The sequence below is a fragment of the Streptomyces sp. NPDC028289 genome (genome assembly GCF_055565975.1).
Map to the genome: position 1 here is coordinate 12733 of NZ_JBVHTI010000019.1, position 17161 is coordinate 29893.

Genomic DNA, 17161 nt, shown 5'->3' on the forward strand with positions numbered 1-17161 from the left:
GCGATGGGGTGCACCGGACTCACATTTCATCGAACAACCAAATCGTCCCCTTGAGGACCGGAGCATTAAGGATCCCTATGAGCCAAGACGGAATCCAGGGGCTGCGTGCCTGCATCGCAGACGCACGGAAGGTGCTGGGAAGCCTTAGTGAGAGTGAGTGGCACCAGGCCAGCGCAGCGGAAGGCTGGACCGTTCTGGATGTAGCGGTTCACATGGGCGACCTGCTGGAAACGCTGACGTCAGTAGTGCGGGACGAATTGGTTGCCGACGATTTCGGTATCGAGGACCAGGAAAATCGGCATAGTGCACAGACTTGGACGCTTGAGGATTTCGATCGGCAAGCCCAATCCGCCTTGGAGCTGTTTGAAGACCTTCAATCCGAGCCGTTCGCGTCAACACGGGTGCCCTTCCTGGCTCTCGGTACGTATCCCCTTCACCTGATGGCTGACGTATGTGCCTTCGACTTCTACACACACCTTCAGTGGGATATTTTGTCACAGCGAGGACCACTTCAGCGTGTCACGAGTGAGCCACGAGGTCGCTGCACCCTTCTTGTCCGTCCTTAGTATTGCAACGGTGTTTGCCGTAGCTGCTGGCCAGTTCGGTCGATGGTCCGGTTATGGGTGGGGGCCTTGCTGATGTCAGGGTGTGGGCGGGTGAACTCGATTCGGTGCATGAGCGGCTTCGTGCACCGGTTCAATCGGGAGGAGCCACGCCAGTCGGCGCTGGCCTACATGGGGGTCTCATTGCTCCGCCGCAGCGCCGGAACGGCGGGAGCCTGGCGTCGGAAGCCGGCCACGCCGGGCCAGGTCGTATCCACCGGCTGCTGAACCGGATCGAGTGGGACGCCGACGAAGGCCTGGACGACGTCCGTGACTATGTGGTGGAACACGTCGACTCGGTGACCGGGAGGCCGTGCTGATCGTCGACGACACCGGGTTCCTCAAGTAGGGCATCCGGTCGGCCGGAGTGCAAAGCCGGAGTGCAAAAGCAGTATTCCGGCACCGCGGGACGCACCGAGAACTGTCAGATCGGGGTGTTCCTCGCCCCGTCCACGACCTGTTCCCTGCCTGCCCCAGCCCTGAAGGATCACACTGCAAAACACAGAGCCCCCGTAGGTGAACCTACGAGGACTTGTGAAAGAGCAAGGTTAGAGCGATGTCTGAAGGGTCTTAGTCGTGACCAGAGCAGCTGCTGTTCTGAGTGCAGTCAGGACCCGAGCCCGAATCCGCTTGCACAGAGGAGCCGGTACCCGGAGCGGCCGGTTGCGCGACAGCAGCGCTCGCGATGGCGATAAACGCACCAACGGCGCACGTGATGAGGGTCCTTCGGAGCTGCATCAATCACTCTCTTTCCATCGCGGATAGTCGATGGGCCATATCTTAAAATCCGAAGACGCAAAAAGAAAGAAGGAGAAGGCGTTGCAGCCGATCTCCTGCCCTTTAGGGGAGGGTGAAATGCCCAACTGGGCAACAAGGTCATCCGCCTCCTGGCGACTTCGCGAGCGCCGAAAAGTATGCAGCCGTGCATACCATCACAAGGTCGTATGGCGACCAGCCCGGCCACGGACAGGTGTGCCGAGCGGCGGTCGTTCACCGTCACTACCGGGGTGTGGTCGCGTCGGCCCCAGGTGAAGCCATGGGCGGCCGGCGGGTGAAGCCTGCCTCGTACTCGAAGTAGATGCAGCTTCCGCGGGCCGCAGGGGCCCTACTGCCTCGGCTCCGGTGACAGCGAAGCAGAGCAAAGCAGCTCGCAGCGTCCGTATGCAGGCCGTGTCAGGGGCATCGGGGTTCTCTGGGAAGACGTCGAAGAGGTAAGGCCGATGACCTCCTCACCGGCGAGTCCGGCCAGTGCCAGTAGCGCCTCGTCGACGTCTGCGTAGACCAGGTCAGTAGTGAAGCGGCCGTGCCGGACAACGCCTGCAAGACGGCGCGATAGTCGATAACAGCGTCGCACATGGTTCACCTACGGTCACGCCGATAGCCTTCCGAATGTGAAGGCTTGTTCATCAGGCCCACCGAGTTGGCCGAACCGGCCCAGACGATTTCGCGCGTGGACATGGCCGCGGTCAGCCATCCACTGAGAACTGAGCGCACGAGATTCCACCGCGATGAAGAACTCACCAGCAGCGTCTTGTGACACGGCCACATCCGTCGTGCTTGGTGCGCTTACACGGAGTCGCGAGTCACTCTGCATGACCATTAGGGCAGCAGTTGTTGCCTGAAAGGTTGCGCGTCAATGCGAGATAAGATTGAAGGGTCTCCTGGTGCTACCGTTGCGTCACGACGATTGTGTTCGTCCCATCGCCAGGCGCGCTCCATGAACGCTCTTGTGCTGCCGAGTTCGCGAGTCGAATAGTTGACGCACTCGCGTCGAGTTCAGAGAGGTTCCAGGACGCGTGACGATTTCAGGAAGAGACGAAGAGGTAAACCCCGAGGCCGAGTACCTGCAACACCTGAGCGTATGTAAATATTGTGAGTCCTCGCGGCGTCTTTGCCCCTCGGGAAAGTTCCTATTCAGGATTTACAATCGAACCTCCAGACGGAAAAGTGTAGATGAGTCGTCAGGGTAACGGTGCGGGAACGGGCCGAGGAGTTCGGCTGGGACGGCCAGAAGCTTCTCACCGGGGCCTGGGCGGCCCACGCCCCACCCGGCCTGCGGAATTGCCGCAGGTGGACATCCTGCGACAGGCCTGGGTTCACCAGTGCTACTGGGATTCTGAGGGGCCCGTGCCTCGGCGGGAGGGCGCTGCCCTGCCGTCGGCCTCGCTGCGGTTCGACTCCTCGATCCAGGACGCCCTCGCCAGCCGCCGGCCGGCTCCGGCCGAGCACATCGTGGACACCGCCTACCTCTCACCCGCCTACATTGAGCGGGCCCAGCGCGTGCACGGCATCACGCTGCTCGGCCCGGTCCTTGCGGACAACCGCCGCTAGGTCACAGTGGATTCGAGCTTCGACAAGGCGGCTTTCAGCATCGACCAGCTTCGACTGGGTCAACGGGCAGACCGTCTGCCCGCGCGGCGCGGCGCGTGTGTCCTGGACCAAGCTGAACATCTCCGGCCACACCTAACTTCAGGCGCGCTTGGCCGAGGCTGACTGCCGGCCTTGCCCGGATCGGGCACCGTGCACCGCCTCGGCCATTCGCTCGGCCGCGGTGCTGCCGTGGCTGCCGCGCGAGATCCAGGTGCGCAATCGGCTGGGCCAGCAGACCGAGCAGTGGCAACGCCGGTAGGCGATCCGCGTCGGTATCGAAGCCACCCTCTTGTAGCACGCCCGAACACACGGCCTGTTCAGAGCCTGCTATCGAGGCCTGGCCCGCACCCAAGTGACCCTGGTGGGCCGCCTGCCCCGCTCCCGCGGGCCAGGTCAACTCTTCCTGGCTGAACGCGAGTTCCTCGGTATCCCGCTGTGGCAGGCCATCACCGCCACGGATGCCGACCTGCTGTGGCGGGCGCCCGCCAACCGTGTCCTGCTCGTCGACGGGCCCCTGCGTGACGGGCCATGTATCTCTCGCATCGCATCCATGCCGGCACCGATGCCGCCCAACGTGATCCGGTCACCGTCCGGGTCCTGGCCTACCGGCTCAAAGACACAGCCCAGGACTACCGTCTGATCACCCGCCTCCTGGACGCCCGACGCTATCCGGCCCGGCAACTGGCGGCCCTCCACCGCGAACGCTGAGAGATCGAATCCGTTTTCGCCGAGACGTCCGCCCGCCGCGCTGAGGGCGCGATCACGGCTGAGCTGCACTCGCTCGCATGCGCGCAGCGTCGTCAGAATGCGCTCCCGCACTCCATCTCGCTGCCATTGCCGCCAGTAATGGGTAGACGGTCTGCCACGGCGGCACGTCATACGGCAGCAGGCTCCAGGCACAGCCGACCCGCAGCCAGTACGCCAGCGCGTTGAGCAACTGCCGCCGCGTGTGTTTCGCTGGCCGACCACCGGGCTTGACCGCTGGGACCAGCGGACGGAGGATCTCCCACTCCCGGATGCCTATGCGGGTTATGTGGTTTATGTAGTCTGCATAACTCGAGTAGGCTGCCTTTTTCCTAGCATGGGGAGCTCATAAGAGATCAATCAAAGAAGGCCCGCGCGTACGACGTAGGCCACAGCCTGAGTCCTGTTGCTGACGCCAAGGGTATGGATGATGCCGTGCACAATGTTTTTTATCGTGCGCTCGGAGTAGTTTAGTTCACGCGCGATATGGAGGGTGTCGGCGCCATTGGCGAGCATTCGTAGGACGACAAGGTCGCGCTGATTCAGTCCTAGCCCGCCTCCAGGCTCGCGATCCTCAAGGCGCTTGATGTGATCCAATAGCTGACCCAGCATCGGGGCAGGAAAGTGCGGATCGCCAAATTGTGCAGCCGTTACGGCGTCCACAATCTCCTTGAAGCTTGTCTCTCCTCGGTTCATATAAGCAACTGTGCCGAGGCCGACTGCGCGCCATAGACCGGGCTGAGATACTGCGTCTGCAACAATAATCGAACGAATGTCCGGATTAGCGGAAGCTGCCTTCTCGAGCTGCGCGAGTACTGTTTCAGAGACTTCTCGAACCAACAGAAGGAATACGTCTGCCAGTTCTATTTCTTGCGTGGCAAGAAGTCTGATGGCTGCGAACTCCTTTAACGCGGCAGAGGCGCCCTCGTTGGAGAGTTGATCCTCTGTGAAGAGCGCTACAGCGACCTGGCTTCCAGTCGACGGCATTTCGTTACCCTCTACGAACACTATGCCCTAGCTGCACCGAAAATACTTTCGCGCCTGGGCATTCGAAAATGTCCCCCGAATTATGGGCCGACCGGTATAGCTGGAGGACTCGGAGTTTCAGCCCATGAGTCAGTCGGTAACATGCTCTGCTCAATATTGAGCGAGTCATGCCATATTCGAGAAGCTCACGCGCGAATATGAATCCGGGGCCGCATAGTGTTTCATACGTAGTCGAAGTCAATCAGGAGAGAAGGTGGAGCGTCAAGCACGGACAGTCTTAGCCGCATGGTCTGGCAGCTCGATCCGAAGTTTTCATCATCGCGAATGACCCGAAAAGCCCGAATATTCGGACGAGGTTCAGCCGCTTGACAGTCATTGTGTGTACCAACGGGAATTGTCGGCTGCACCAATGGGGCCAGAACGGCTTGCTCGGGTGCGCTGGGCGAGCAGGGTCAGATGTGCTGATTCGCACTGAGGCACGCGTGGGTGGCAGCCCGCTTCTTGATCGACTCTGATCGTTGTGAAGGCGATGGCGTGAGCGCATCCAGCGCTGACGAGACCTTGCCCGGCGGCCTGCCCCAGGCGACGCTGCCTGCGAAGAAAGGCTCGTGATGTGCGTCAAAGCACTGGCTCGTCATCAGGTCCTACCAGCCCGCGGCGATCCCGCGACTCCCTCCTGTGGCCCTCCTTCTTCTTGCGACGGGAGACTATGCGAGACACGTTCTCTGACTACCTCGGCGTTGCGCGATCCTCATAGTGGACGGAACTCGCAGCAATCCGGCCACGGTTGGCCCGCCAAGAGGGTTGCAAAGTGGTACAATATACATATTTCGTCGTGCAGGAAACAGTACTACTCAGGGTCCATGCCTTTTTGGACCCCTAGCATGGCGCTTTTGTTCTGCCGTATGGCGATTTTGTTTCGTGAGCTGGCGATCGAGCTCGGTAGGTCGCGGTACCGCCCTCCATGCGCGTGCTTGTGCGCGCGATGTGGCGTCGGTCCGGGCAGAAGCCGGCCCGGGATGGCGCCTCCGTCTGCTGTCCCCGTACTCGTGTGAGTGGCCCTGGCGAGATCTTCGTGAAGCGGGGATGCGCCATCGTGCGCCGGTGACACTCCGTCGCGGGTAGCGGGATCCTCAGCGGGTGCGTGATGACTTCGTACGAATTGTGTCTCCGCACCTGAATGTGGTGCAGGTAGAGCGGGTGCGGTCGGCCGCCGACGCGGTCCGTATCGCCGCCCGTACCTGTGAGTTGATGGTGGCCTGTCCGGCCTGCGGGCGCGATTCGGCGCGGGTGTGCAGCCGGTACTCCGGCAAGCTGGCCGACGTTGCTGCTGGTGGAGATGGCCGGGGTGTTGTTCGCCGGCCGTGGCTGGGCTCGGCCCCTGCACACTCTGAAGGCGCTGTTGTCGCGGACGAGTGTGCTGTTCCAGCTGATGCGCATGCGGCTGCCTTCAGTCGCGACACCGCAGGTGCTGGGGGTGGATGACTTCGCGCTGTGCGCAGACGTCTACGGCACGCTGCTCGTGGACGCGTACATGCGGCTGCCGATCGAGTTGTGGGCCGGGCGCGATGCAGAGCAGCTGGCCGCCTGGGTGCGCACGCATCCTGGCGTCGAGGTGGAGTGTAGGCACGGCTCTCCGGTCTACCGGCAGGGCGGCATCACCGACCAGGCCCCGGACGCGGTGCAGGTCAGCGACCAATCCCACCTCTGGCAGGGGCTGTCGAAACGAGTCTCGGACATCGCCGCCGCCCACCGCGCCTGCTTGTCCGCCGCAGTATTTGAATCCGAACCTGCCGCGCCACCGCCGGCAGAACTGTCCGAGGCGGTGCACGCTGTCTCCGATTCTGGCCCTGGCCGCTCGCTCAGCGCGATAGTCCGCGAGCTGGGCCTGAACCGACGCACCGTGGCCAAGTACGAGCCCGCTACGTCCTGGCAGGAGTGCGTGCGGCGCACGTCGTGGATGTGGATGTGGACGGTGTGGATGTCGACGGTCGGCTCCAGGTCCGGATCCTCCTCAGCACGTCATCCCCTGCGAGATCATGCGCTGGTTCATGGACCAACGTGGCTGGGCAGGTTGAACGTTGCCGCAGCGCGTTCGAGCGGGGGAGAACCTGAAGCGGTGGAATGATCACGCAGTGACCGGTGTGATGACGGCGTCGGAGCGCTCCTGGACAACCCGGCCAGCGGACTGAGCCCACGGCAGTTCGGTAAGCTGATCACCGCGTTACGACGCGAGGGCGCAGACCCTGTTCGCGGAGGCCAGCCACAGGGCCTGCCGTTTGAGGACCGAGTGCTCCTGGTCGCCGCGTACTGTCGGGCACCGGCTTGGTCATTCCAGACCTTCGTGAAGCCAGCCAAGCCGAACTCTCGGCCTGGAAGAGGAGCACAACGCCTCCCACCGCATCGCCCGCCTCCACGGGTCGGGCACACCCTTGCCCGTATGAAGACCTGGAAGATCCTCCGCGGCTGCCGGCAGCCGGCTGAAGGGCCAGGCACAGAGCCGGCTGTCTCTGTTCTTCGATCATTGCGGGACAAGCCTCAGGGCCGGACATCTGCACGCCCTGCGACTCCGATCATCCCCAGTTTGGGGGCTTGTTGTCTGTTGGGGGCTCTGCCGCTCAGCCTGGAGAGCGCCTCTTTGACTCCCTGTTGTGGTTCGTATAGTTCATGTCATGACCCCACACCGTGTCGCTGTTCTGGCACTGCCGAGCGTCTTGCCCCTCGACTTGGGTATACCCACTCAGGTTTTCAACGCGCGCTCGAACACACCCTACGAGCTGAGTATTTGTGGGCCAGTCCGCGGTGAAGTAGTCACGAGCACTGGATTCAATATCGTAACTACCGCAGGGCTACCCACTGTGGTCCAGGCCGACACGATCATTGTGCCTGGCTACGCGAACTACCTTGAGCCTCCGTCAACCGAGGTGCTCACCACTCTGCGCATCGCTGCGAGTCACGGCGCGAGGATTGCATCCATCTGTACGGGTGCCTTCGCTCTCGCTGCGGCCGGGCTCCTCGCAGACAAGACGGTCACGACGCACTGGGCCAGTGCAGATGACTTTGAGAAGCTCCATCCTGATCTCAAGGTGGACCGCAATGTTCTCTATATCGACGAGGGCCTAATCCTGACTTCGGCTGGCGTCACCGCCGGGATCGATCTTTGCCTGCATATTGTGCGAAAGGATCTCGGTGCTGTGACTGCTAATGAGATTGCCCGTGAGCTGGTGGCCCAACCGCACCGAGATGGAGGGCAGGCGCAATTCATTTCGAAATCATTGCCGGAGTCCGGCTCTTCTAGACTCAACGAAACTCGCACATGGGCTCTCACTCGTCTGAACGAATCGCTCTCACTTGCCGATCTGGCATCGCATGCAAAGGTTTCCACTCGGACGCTCGCCAGAATGTGGCGAGAGGAAACAGGCACGAGTCCCCATCAGTGGCTGCTCTTCGCTCGCGTTGACCGTGCGCGTGAGCTACTCGAGAGCACAGATCTAGGCATCGAGGACGTAGCGGCCCGAAGCGGCCTGGGATCGGCCACTAATCTGCGAACACGCTTTCGTAAGATCGTCGGCACGAGTCCCAACGCTTACCGACGTGCCTTTCGCCAACTCCCGCGCTAGCGGCCTCGTGCACGGTCGACCGCGACGGTTGTGAACCGTCCCGACTTTCCTGCCTGTGTTTTGCTGGCCGTTGATGGTTTCCATCAGCGCCTTGTCGTAGGCATCTCCGACGCTGCCGATCGACGGCTGGATGCCTACGATGTGGAGGTGTTCGGCGAAGGGCACACTCGTATAGTGCGATCCCGCGTCGGAGGGGCATATCAGCTGGTCGCGTCCGACGGGGGTGTCTTCGTGGCACGGTGCCACGGCGCCATCCGTAAGGGCACGCCGACCAGCTCCACGTCCGGTTTGATCGAAGCGTGCCAGCCCACGATCTTCTGGGAGGAGCAGTCCAGGATGAACGTCTTCCCGGGCACGTCTCCCATCCTCTGCGTGACGGCCCACCGCTTACGAGACCCTTAAGGCCTATGTGCTCTGCCGAGTTTATTGTTGCAGGCTGTGAAAAATTCGGCTGCTGAGGGAGTCCTGTTACAGGAGCCCAGCACGAATTACGTGCGCAACGGCCTGAGTCCGGTTGTTCACGCCGAGAGCGTGAACAATTCCTTGAACGATATTCTTGATCGTACGCTCGGAGTAGTTGAGGCGTTTGGCGATCAACGCTGTGTCCGCACCATCTGCCAGAAGTGATAGAACTGTGAGGTCGCGATGGTTGAGCCCCAGTCCTCCGTCAGGCTCAATGCGCTCGAGCCTCCGGATGTGTTCGAGTAGTTCACGGACCATATGGGACGGAAGATACACCTGGCCTGAGGAAACCTTCATGACGATGTCGGCAATCTCTGGGTAACTTGCCTCCTTATACGACATGATGGCGACAACGCCCAGTCCTATTGCACGTAGCAGGCATGGCTCAGAGATGGAATCCGTAACCATCACAGTATGTAATTCTGGTCGCACGGACCGCGCATAAGTAATCTCGGCCAAAATCTCACCGGTTACAGCCTGAGCGAGCACCAAAAGTACGTCGGCCGTGGCTATCTCAGCTTGCGATACTATCTCAGCCTCTGAGAAATCCTTGAAAGCTGCACGGGCTCCTTCCTCGGTGAGTCGACTCTCGGAGTGAAGCGCGACTACTATCCTGTCTCGTGTCGATGGCATTCTAATGACTTTCTGCGTGCAGCCCAGTGCGCCTGTCTGGTAAGTGAATTTGTCCGAACGATCTCGCGCCGAATCCTTTTACCCCGTATCTCGCCATTTACCTCGTATCTTGGCATGAAGAGCAACCTCCGCCGATAACCTGCGAAACTGCCCTCTGTTAAATCCTGCGACCGATGGTGGCAGCCCCGGATGATCTGGTCACGCGACACGGTCTTTTGGCCCGCTCGGCCGTCTCATTTATGGCGCCGCTTGTATCGTGTACTCATCGTGCAACAGAGACGGCCGAGAGAATCAACATGCTGATTTGATCTTCGTAGGGTTACTGTTCGCGAGGAACGCGGTGCTGTCGGCGGACGTGCGGAACCTGGTTGTCGGGGGTGTGCTGGTGTAGCCGTGCTTTGCCGGGAAGGGCTGGACTTGGTGGAGGGCCCTGGTGAGTCTGCTGCCGTTGACGCTGAAGAGCGGGGCGAGCAGGTCTCGGGTGCCGAGTGTGCGCCGGCAGAGCATGGCGGTCAGGACTCTGCCGGCGGTGGTCAGCTTGTCCTGGGCGCCTGCGCCGCGAGCCCGGATGCGTTTGCCTCCTCGGTGCTGGAGCCGTCCATGGTCAAGCAACTCGTCCGCTTCCAGGAGTAGTTGGTTGATGAGTTCGTCCAACGCCGGTTCGGGGCATGCCGATCAGCTTTGGGTTACGCAGGCCCCTGGTCCAGGCGCGGCGGGCCGCGGACTTCTCGACCTCGAATCCGCCTCGGTCGTCAGCGCCCTGATCAGAAGGACCTCCCCGTGGACGCTGCGTCGGGGAGCGGAGATTTCCCTACCACGGTGAAGAGAGTCCGACGCCGACGCTAGGCCTTGACCAGTTCGGCTGCCCGTTCACCAATCATGATCACTGCGGCGTTGGTGTTTCCGCTGATCACGCGTGGCATGACGGAGGCGTCGACCACTCGCAGTCCGCTGACGCCGCGAACTCTCAGCTCGGGGTCGACCACCGACTCAGAGCCCGTCCCCATGGCGCAGGTACCGACCGCGTGATACTCGGTCGTGGAGTATGTACGAGCGTGCTCGATCAGAACCGCGTCGTCGAGGTCGCCAGAGGCCGGGAGCACACGCGACGTGAAGCTGCCCGCGATTGGGGATCGTTCGGCGATCTGCAGTCCGGCCCGAATGCCCCTCTTGAGGACTTCCAGATCGGTGGTGTCGCTGAAGTAGCCGGGGTCGATGTGCGGATGCTGGAACGGATCTGCGGAGCGAAGCCAGACCCGTCCGCGGCTGAGCGGGTGCGTACCAGCCACATTCATCGTGAAACTCGACGACGGCATGACTTTCCTGCCGTGGTCGACATAGCTGGAAGCGCCTCCAAGGAACTGGATGTCAGGGACATCGCCGCCCTCGGTGGCGAGGAAGCCGCCGACCTCTGCACCGTTGGAGGCGAGCGGGCCGCCACCACCGCTCTGGAAGAGGGCTATGGCCTCGGGCGTCACCATCTGGCCTATATCTGGTACGTCCGTGGACCAGACCAGCGGCACCATCGTGTGGTCGCTGAAATTGGCTCCGACGCCCGCGGAGTCGGCGATCACGGGAATGTCGAGCGCGCGCAGCTGATCGGCCGGCCCGATACCAGACAGGAGCAGCAGCTGAGGCGAGTTGATCACGCCACCGCAGAGGAGTACCTCGGCCTCTGCTCGGGCAGTCGCCTCGGCACCCTCGTGGTGGTAGGTGACACCGACCGCTCGGTCTCCGTCGAACAGGACTCGGGTCGCCTGTGCACCCGTGAGAACCTCGAGGTTGGAGCGGTTCATGGCTGGGCGAAGATACGCGTCAGCTGTCGACCACCGCAGTCCGTTGTGGCAGGTCACCTGATACGAGCCGGCACCAAGCTGGCTCGCGCCGTTGAAGTCTTCAGTGCGCCGCATTCCCCAGTCGACCGCGGCTTCGATCCAGGTCTGCGACAGCTCGTGGGTGAAGAGCCGGTCCTCGACATGCAAGGGGCCGGAAGTTCCGTGGAACGTGCCAGCGAGGCGGGCGTTGTGCTCTGCCTTGACGAAGTACGGCAGGACGCTGTCGTAGTCCCAGCCGGTGCAGCCGTCCTTCGCCCAGCCGTCGAAATCGCTGCGGTCGCCACGGATGTAGACCATCAGGTTCGTAGAGGATGAGCCGCCGAGCGTCTTCCCCCGTGGGAAGAACGTCGAACCTCTGTAGCCTGCAGGCCGTTTCATCTCGTAGGCCCAGTCGACGTCCGAGCCAAAAAGCTGACCGAACAGCAGGGGGACTCGGATAGCTTCGGAAGTGTCGGCCGGTCCGGCTTCCAGCAGCAGGACTCGCACCGAGGGGTCTTCGGAAAGGCGGGCGGCCAGAACCGCACCGGCGCTGCCTGCGCCGACGACGACATAGTCGTGTGACGTGATCGAAGGAGTCGATGTCATAGGCTTGACGCTATCAGAGGTCACGTGCCATCAGATGACACATGACCCCAGATTGAAGAGAGGTTTATATGCGGGACTACGACGGCAGGACAGCACAGGAGCGGGTGGCCGAACGCAGAAGGCGGCTGATCGACAGTGGATATGTGCTGTTCGGAGACGTCGGCTACGCCGGCACCTCCATGCGAGCCGTCCTGCGGCATGCGGAGCTGAGGGACCGATACTTCGCCGAGAACTTTGCCAACTTGGATGAACTGCTTGCTGCGGTCGTTGACCGGATATTCGACGAGGAGGTGACGGTGTGTCAGGCGGCGATCCAGTCCGCCGAGTACCCATCGACGGCCCCCCGCGCGATGATCTCCGCTCTCGTCGCGTCACTGGAAGCAGACCCGCGCAGAGCTCGCATCAAACTTCGCGAGGCGATCGGTGCCGGCCCTGTCGTATACGCCTGCCGTGGCAGGGGGCTACGACGTCTGGCCACTCTCGTTGCCGGCCTGCTCCCGGCACCCGCCGGCGGCGGCCCTGCCCCCCAGCTGGTCGCCCTCGGATTCGTGGCAGCGGTCAACGAACTCCTCACCAGCTGGCTCTACGGAAACGTGTCCGACAGCGCTCAAGTGGTGACTCGTGATGACGTGGTGGATATCGCCGTGTTCATGTTCCAAGGGGTCGCCGACCTGTACAGCCGATCGTCACCAGCTGCGGCCGACACAGCGCACGCCGGTGAACTCCCGGCGTTGTGATAACGGATACCTGTCCGCACCGCTGGCGGGCGGGCCCTGGCGCAGGTCGAGACTCCGATCCGGACGGCGGCCGCGCCCTCGGTTTCCCGCGTTCCGGACAGGTGAGGGCGCCCCTCCGTAAGAGAGCGCGGCGGCATGGCGTCGCCGTTCGTATGCGTTGGGGCTGAGGTGGCGGTTGGCGGGAGCGTCGGCGGCGGGCGTTGTAGCGGTTCAGCCAGGCAACAACCGGTTCTTCTGCGGCGGCGAAGTCACCAGCGGATCGGCAGCCGTCCTCCTACAACCGCCCGTTCCCGTGGATCGACCGCAAAGCAGTGTCCTGCGCGCCGCCGAAGTTCTTGCCGGATTCGACGGTGAGCTCGGCGGCGGACAGCACAGCCCTGCCGAGCGTTGCGTAGGCGTTCGCGAGGTCCGAGTGAACGGGAAGATAGTTCACCGCGAACTGCTTGCCATATTCGTCGTTGCCCCACGGCGGGTCCTGCTGATCGAAGACTGTCACGTCTCCGAAATGCGTTGCCCCCTTCGTGATCAGATCGCTGATCACGTGGGTGACGCCGCCACCGGCCTTGATCGCTTCGGGATCGGCTCCGAAAACGCCGTCATCAGGCACGCTCAGTACCCCCCACGGCCGCGGGCACCGGCTGCAGTCGGCGGGATCAGACTCCCAACGGGTGATTCCGGCATGGTTTCTGCCGGTCGTTCGCGAAACAGCTGATTCATGTCGTCCTCCACAAAGTCGAAGGCCAGAGTCGGTTGCCAACTGAGGCAGGGTGTTACCGGCGGGCTGAAGACGGAGCGGATCGCCGGGGAGTCGAGGTGCCCGGAGTCGGCAATCGTGAACAGGCCGTGGCTCAGGCTGTACGTATGAGCCTTCTGCAGCCGTTCGGTTCGCGACAGACGCTGCTGTTCGGCCGATTCATCGTGCCAGCTCCTCTTCGGGGACGTCTTCCGCGAGGAGTGTGGTCAGTTCCTCGATTCCTGGGGCCGTCACCCGGGCGAGGCGACCCGCCTGACGCGTCATCATGTTCTCTACCAGCTGGCGTGCGAGACGCGCGTTGCCGAACGACCGATCACGTGGGGCCGCCTCCAGGCGGGTCCTTAGTGCTTCCAGGGCCGAGGGATCGCACTGATAGCCCGAACCGGCGGCCTGCTCGCCAATGATCGCCAGCAGTTCGTCGGTGGTGTAGTTCTCGAAAGCCACCCGGCGTGAGAACCGTGAGGCCAGACCCGGGTTGGCGCTCAGGAAGCGCTCCATCTCCGAGGGATAGCCCGCGACGATTACGACCGCCTCCTCACGGTGGTCCTCCATCAGCTTCAGCAGGGTGTCCACGGCTTCCTGTCCGAAGTCCTGGGGAGAGTGTGCCGGAGTGAGTGTGTATGCCTCGTCGATGAACAGCACGCCTCCCAGAGCCGATTGGAAGGCCTCGGTCGTCAGCTGCGCGGTGTGGCCTATGTACCGTCCTACCAGATCGGCCCGGGCCACTTCGACCAGTTGGCCGCGGGGCAGGATGCCGAAGGAGCGCAGCAGGTCGGCGTAGAGGCGGGCCACGGTCGTCTTACCGGTACCGGGCGGTCCGGAGAAGACGAGATGATGGCTCACCCTTGGCGTGGGCAGGCCGAGAGCCGCCCGCTGCTGGTGCATTGAGAGCAGGTCCACGATGCCGCCGACCTCGCGTTTGACCGCTGCCAGCCCTGTCATGCCGCGCAGGCGTGCCAGTGGCTCGGATTCGCCCGGCGCGGTGTCGATCGCTGTCCCGCGCACCTGTGCGGCTGCCTCGTCGCTCACGTCCTCGGGGAGCAAGAGCATGAGATCGGCCTCGCCGGCCTCCTGAAGGCCCGCCAGTCGCAGTGACTGCCGGTCGACCATCTCCTCGAAGACCTGCCTGGCCGCACGGCCGTTGCCGAAGGTACTGTCCCTGCGCATCCGGGAGAAGTGCACACTCAGTGCCTTGGTGGTCAGCGGGTCCAGCACATAACTGTGGCCGGCGCACATGTTCGCGGCGATGGTGACCAGTTCCTCCACCGTGTAGTTCTCGAACTCGACGGTTCGGGTGAACCGAGAGGCGAGTCCCGGGTTGGCGGATAGGAAGTCCTTCATCTCCTTGGAGTAGCCGGCGACGATGACCACCGCTTCGTCACGGTAGTCCTCGATCAGTTTCACCAGGGTGTCGATGGATTCCTGGCCGAAGTCGGCGCCGTTGTTGTTGGCGTCGGAGATCAGGGTGTAGGCCTCGTCAATGAACAGCACACCGCCTAGGGCCCGTTCGAACGCCTCAGTGGTCTTGATCGCGGTACCGCCGATCACCTGGGCGACGAGATCGGAACGGGACACCTCGACGATGTGGCCCGAGGACAGCATGCCCAGCTCTGCGAGGATGCCTCCGTAGAGCCGGGCGACCGTGGTCTTGCCCGTGCCCGGGGGACCGGCGAAGACCAGATGACGACTTGTGGGCGGGGCCGGAATGCCCAGTTGCGCGCGTCGCTGTGTCAACTTGGCAAGACTGACCAGCATGTTGACCTGTTCCTTGACTCCGCTCAGGCCTGTCAGCGCGTTGAGTTCCGCGACCGGTCCCGTCTGCTGGTCACGGTCCCCGCTGTGGATGCCGTCCGGGCCATTCCCCCCTTGCTCGAGGAGGCCGACCAGCTCTGTGCCGCTGTCCTGTGCTCCGTTGCCCACGCTGGACAGGTTGACCAGGGTCAACTGCGATCGAGGCCTCGTGTTCTTGAACCCCGCGCCCTTGTTCGCCGCTACGGAGCAGTCGGTGACGGTTACTGGCTCGTCGGTGCTGAGGCGTATACCGTCTCCCACGTTGCCGCTGAACTCACAGTTGGTGAAGAACGCCCGGCCGCCCGCGCTGACCAGCGCGCCATGACCGCCGGACCCGGTGGCGCGGACCCGGTGCGCGGAGAGCTGTCCCTGCTGCTCCACCGTGATTCCCGACGCGTGACTCTCGTGCACGTCGCAGTCCTGCAGGGTGACTTCGGCTGTCTTTCCCACGAGCACACCGGTCCTGCCCGCACCTCGCAGCGTGCAGTCGATTACCTGGGCGGTGCCCTGACTCTCCACCCGCAGTGCGTCGGTGGCGCTGCCCGCGACGGCGCAGCCTTCCAGCCTGGCATGGCCGCCGTCCGAGACCAGAATGCCGACACCCTGTGTGTCCGAGATCCGCGCCCTGCGCAGAACTGGCTTGGCACCACTGGTGACATGGACTCCGACACCGTTGGTGCGGACGATCTCGACCTGGGAGAGTTCCGCCGCAGACTCGTCGGCAAGCAGCACGCCGATTCCCATGCTGTCCGCCACGAGCGTGTCGGACAGCATGGGAAGGCTCGACTCGGCAACGTGGATGCCGTTCTGATCAGCCGTCAGAAAGTGACAGTTCTCGTAATGGCCGCGCGCACGGCCGGTGACGTGAAGACCGCTGCCCTTGGTGTCGGAGGTCTGGCAATTGGTCAGGTGGGGGTCGGACCGTTCGGCCACCACGATGCCGTGCCCCTGGATGCTGCGCACCGAGACATTGGTGAGTTCGGTGCGGGAGGTGCTGGCGATGTAGAGACCAGCAGGGGCGTTGCTGATCGTGGTGTTCGACAGCGAGAGGACGGTATCTCCCTCCAGCGCCACGGCCGCCTTGGCGGTCGCCGTGATCTCGCAGCCCTCGACGGAGCCCCGCGAACGGCCGTTGGCGAGAACGCCGTTGCCGCCCGTCTTGTGCAGTCGACAGTTGCGTACGGTGGCGGAGCCCTGCTCGCTGATCACCACGGCCGAGGTGCCGAGGTCTTCGAACACACAGTCCTCGAAGACGCTGGTGCCCGTCGCCGTCTCCACGACGCCGGCGCCCACCGGATTGCTGACCCGGCAGCGCCTCATGGCCAGGGAGCCGTTCCCGCGGGCGAGCAGCGCCGTCCAACCGGTCCCGACGATCTCGCAGCCGTCGAGGGCTGCCTGCCCACCGACGGCATCGAGCACCGGCTGATCACCCTCACTGCAGCGCAGCACGAGGTCGGTGAGGTGTACTGCTGCCGCCGTTAGCGTGATCGTGGGGCCTGACGGGGAGACGATCTGTACGCTGCCGGGCGGGCCGTCGGCCACGATCGTGACCATCGTCCGCACGGACAACGACTCTCGATAGGTACCCGGCTTCACGCTGATGACGGCACCGGGACGAGAGGCAGCCAGGGCCGCGCTGATCGTCGGGTAGCCGCCCTGATCGCGACCGACCGCCAACAGATAGCGCGCCACAGACACTCCTTCTTTCACAGATGGACAGTCAAGCCGGGGTCGCAGGACTGTCCGTTAAGACGCACGTCATGCCAGACGGATTGGTCTGATGCCCACCGGGACCGGGCCGACGTACGTCAGGGCGGTTCGGGATCGTCATCTCGGAACGTCTTCCCGGTGCGGGCCAGCAGGAGTGGCGCCTCCTTTCGGCCCGCACCGGCAGGGTCGTTCCGGGCGTCGAACCCGGATCCGCACCGCGACCGCTCTCGCACACAGCAATATCCTCGGGAGAAAGAACCCGCCTTCCTTCACCGGATGTGAAGGAGTTTCCTGGTGTGTTGGATCTTGCGCGGTTGCGACAGCAACAGGC

General features: G+C 63.1%; 13 protein-coding genes and 5 pseudogenes. 9 read left to right on the forward strand and 9 right to left on the reverse strand.

Annotated elements, in window-relative coordinates; translation table 11 throughout:
- The first annotated feature begins 77 nt into the window (after window positions 1-77).
- Window positions 78-566 (forward strand): maleylpyruvate isomerase N-terminal domain-containing protein, encoded by a 489-nt coding sequence (locus tag ACZ4UV_RS50510; protein ID WP_467849487.1) that lies wholly within the window; start codon window positions 78-80, stop codon window positions 564-566.
- Window positions 567-619: 53 nt separating this feature from the next.
- A pseudogene (locus ACZ4UV_RS50515) lies at window positions 620-1057 on the forward strand (transposase); the annotation flags it as partial.
- A 482-nt stretch (window positions 1058-1539) separates the two neighbouring features.
- Here ACZ4UV_RS50515 and ACZ4UV_RS50520 read toward each other — a convergent pair.
- Window positions 1540-1726: pseudogene (locus ACZ4UV_RS50520) on the reverse strand (IS630 family transposase); the annotation flags it as partial.
- Between the two features lie 1003 nt (window positions 1727-2729).
- On the opposite strand from ACZ4UV_RS50520, the gene ACZ4UV_RS50525 reads away from it, so the two are divergent.
- Together ACZ4UV_RS50525 and ACZ4UV_RS50530 are read left to right on the forward strand one after the other, a co-directional pair.
- Window positions 2730-2933 carry a hypothetical protein gene (locus tag ACZ4UV_RS50525; protein ID WP_467849493.1) on the forward strand — a complete coding sequence of 68 codons (204 nt, stop codon included), beginning with the start codon at window positions 2730-2732 and terminating at the stop codon, window positions 2931-2933.
- A 567-nt stretch (window positions 2934-3500) separates the two neighbouring features.
- A complete protein-coding gene (locus ACZ4UV_RS50530) occupies window positions 3501-3680 on the forward strand; it encodes a hypothetical protein (protein ID WP_467849498.1) in 180 nt (59 codons plus the stop codon).
- 52 nt (window positions 3681-3732) lie between these two features.
- On the opposite strand, the gene ACZ4UV_RS50535 is transcribed toward ACZ4UV_RS50530, so the two are convergent.
- Both ACZ4UV_RS50535 and ACZ4UV_RS50540 read right to left on the reverse strand, forming a co-directional pair.
- The gene (locus tag ACZ4UV_RS50535; RefSeq protein ID WP_467849669.1) at window positions 3733-4014 is read right to left on the reverse strand and encodes a transposase; all 282 of its coding nucleotides are present in this window, start codon (window positions 4012-4014) and stop codon (window positions 3733-3735) included.
- A 62-nt stretch (window positions 4015-4076) separates the two neighbouring features.
- On the reverse strand, window positions 4077-4703 hold the full coding sequence (locus ACZ4UV_RS50540; RefSeq protein WP_467849502.1) for a helix-turn-helix transcriptional regulator: 627 nt from the start codon (window positions 4701-4703) through the stop codon (window positions 4077-4079).
- A 1324-nt stretch (window positions 4704-6027) separates the two neighbouring features.
- Between ACZ4UV_RS50540 and ACZ4UV_RS50545 the strand changes: the two genes are divergently transcribed.
- The 4 genes and pseudogenes from ACZ4UV_RS50545 to ACZ4UV_RS50560 all read left to right on the forward strand — a co-directional run bounded on the left by ACZ4UV_RS50545 (window position 6028) and on the right by ACZ4UV_RS50560 (window position 8323).
- On the forward strand, window positions 6028-6831 hold the full coding sequence (locus tag ACZ4UV_RS50545; RefSeq protein ID WP_467849506.1) for a transposase: 804 nt from the start codon (window positions 6028-6030) through the stop codon (window positions 6829-6831).
- A 7-nt stretch (window positions 6832-6838) separates the two neighbouring features.
- Window positions 6839-7020, forward strand: a pseudogene (locus ACZ4UV_RS50550) (IS5/IS1182 family transposase); the annotation flags it as partial.
- Window positions 7020-7191, forward strand: a pseudogene (locus ACZ4UV_RS50555) (IS5/IS1182 family transposase); the annotation flags it as partial. The pseudogenes ACZ4UV_RS50550 and ACZ4UV_RS50555, both read left to right, overlap by 1 nt.
- Window positions 7192-7375: 184 nt before the next feature.
- Window positions 7376-8323: a GlxA family transcriptional regulator gene (locus tag ACZ4UV_RS50560; RefSeq protein ID WP_467849512.1), complete on the forward strand. Its 948-nt coding sequence runs from the start codon at window positions 7376-7378 to the stop codon at window positions 8321-8323.
- 200 nt (window positions 8324-8523) lie between these two features.
- Here ACZ4UV_RS50560 and ACZ4UV_RS50565 read toward each other — a convergent pair whose 3' ends face one another.
- The 4 genes and pseudogenes from ACZ4UV_RS50565 to ACZ4UV_RS50580 all read right to left on the reverse strand — a co-directional run bounded on the left by ACZ4UV_RS50565 (window position 8524) and on the right by ACZ4UV_RS50580 (window position 11838).
- Window positions 8524-8679, reverse strand: coding sequence for a hypothetical protein (locus ACZ4UV_RS50565; RefSeq protein WP_467849517.1), 156 nt, complete (start codon window positions 8677-8679; stop codon window positions 8524-8526).
- 112 nt (window positions 8680-8791) lie between these two features.
- Window positions 8792-9418 carry a helix-turn-helix transcriptional regulator gene (locus tag ACZ4UV_RS50570; protein WP_467849522.1) on the reverse strand — a complete coding sequence of 209 codons (627 nt, stop codon included), beginning with the start codon at window positions 9416-9418 and terminating at the stop codon, window positions 8792-8794.
- 291 nt (window positions 9419-9709) lie between these two features.
- Window positions 9710-10115, reverse strand: a pseudogene (locus tag ACZ4UV_RS50575) (ISAzo13 family transposase); the annotation flags it as partial.
- Between the two features lie 145 nt (window positions 10116-10260).
- Window positions 10261-11838 carry a GMC family oxidoreductase gene (locus ACZ4UV_RS50580; RefSeq protein ID WP_467849529.1) on the reverse strand — a complete coding sequence of 526 codons (1578 nt, stop codon included), beginning with the start codon at window positions 11836-11838 and terminating at the stop codon, window positions 10261-10263.
- A gap of 68 nt (window positions 11839-11906) precedes the next feature.
- Between ACZ4UV_RS50580 and ACZ4UV_RS50585 the strand changes: the two genes are divergently transcribed.
- Complete coding sequence (locus tag ACZ4UV_RS50585) at window positions 11907-12575, forward strand: TetR/AcrR family transcriptional regulator (protein ID WP_467849535.1); 669 nt, start codon at window positions 11907-11909, stop codon at window positions 12573-12575.
- A gap of 274 nt (window positions 12576-12849) precedes the next feature.
- On the opposite strand, the gene ACZ4UV_RS50590 is transcribed toward ACZ4UV_RS50585, so the two are convergent.
- Window positions 12850-13182: a hypothetical protein gene (locus ACZ4UV_RS50590; protein WP_467849538.1), complete on the reverse strand. Its 333-nt coding sequence runs from the start codon at window positions 13180-13182 to the stop codon at window positions 12850-12852.
- 306 nt (window positions 13183-13488) lie between these two features.
- Window positions 13489-16812 (reverse strand): right-handed parallel beta-helix repeat-containing protein, encoded by a 3324-nt coding sequence (locus ACZ4UV_RS50595; RefSeq protein WP_467849542.1) that lies wholly within the window; start codon window positions 16810-16812, stop codon window positions 13489-13491.
- Window positions 16813-17161 lie beyond the last annotated feature (349 nt).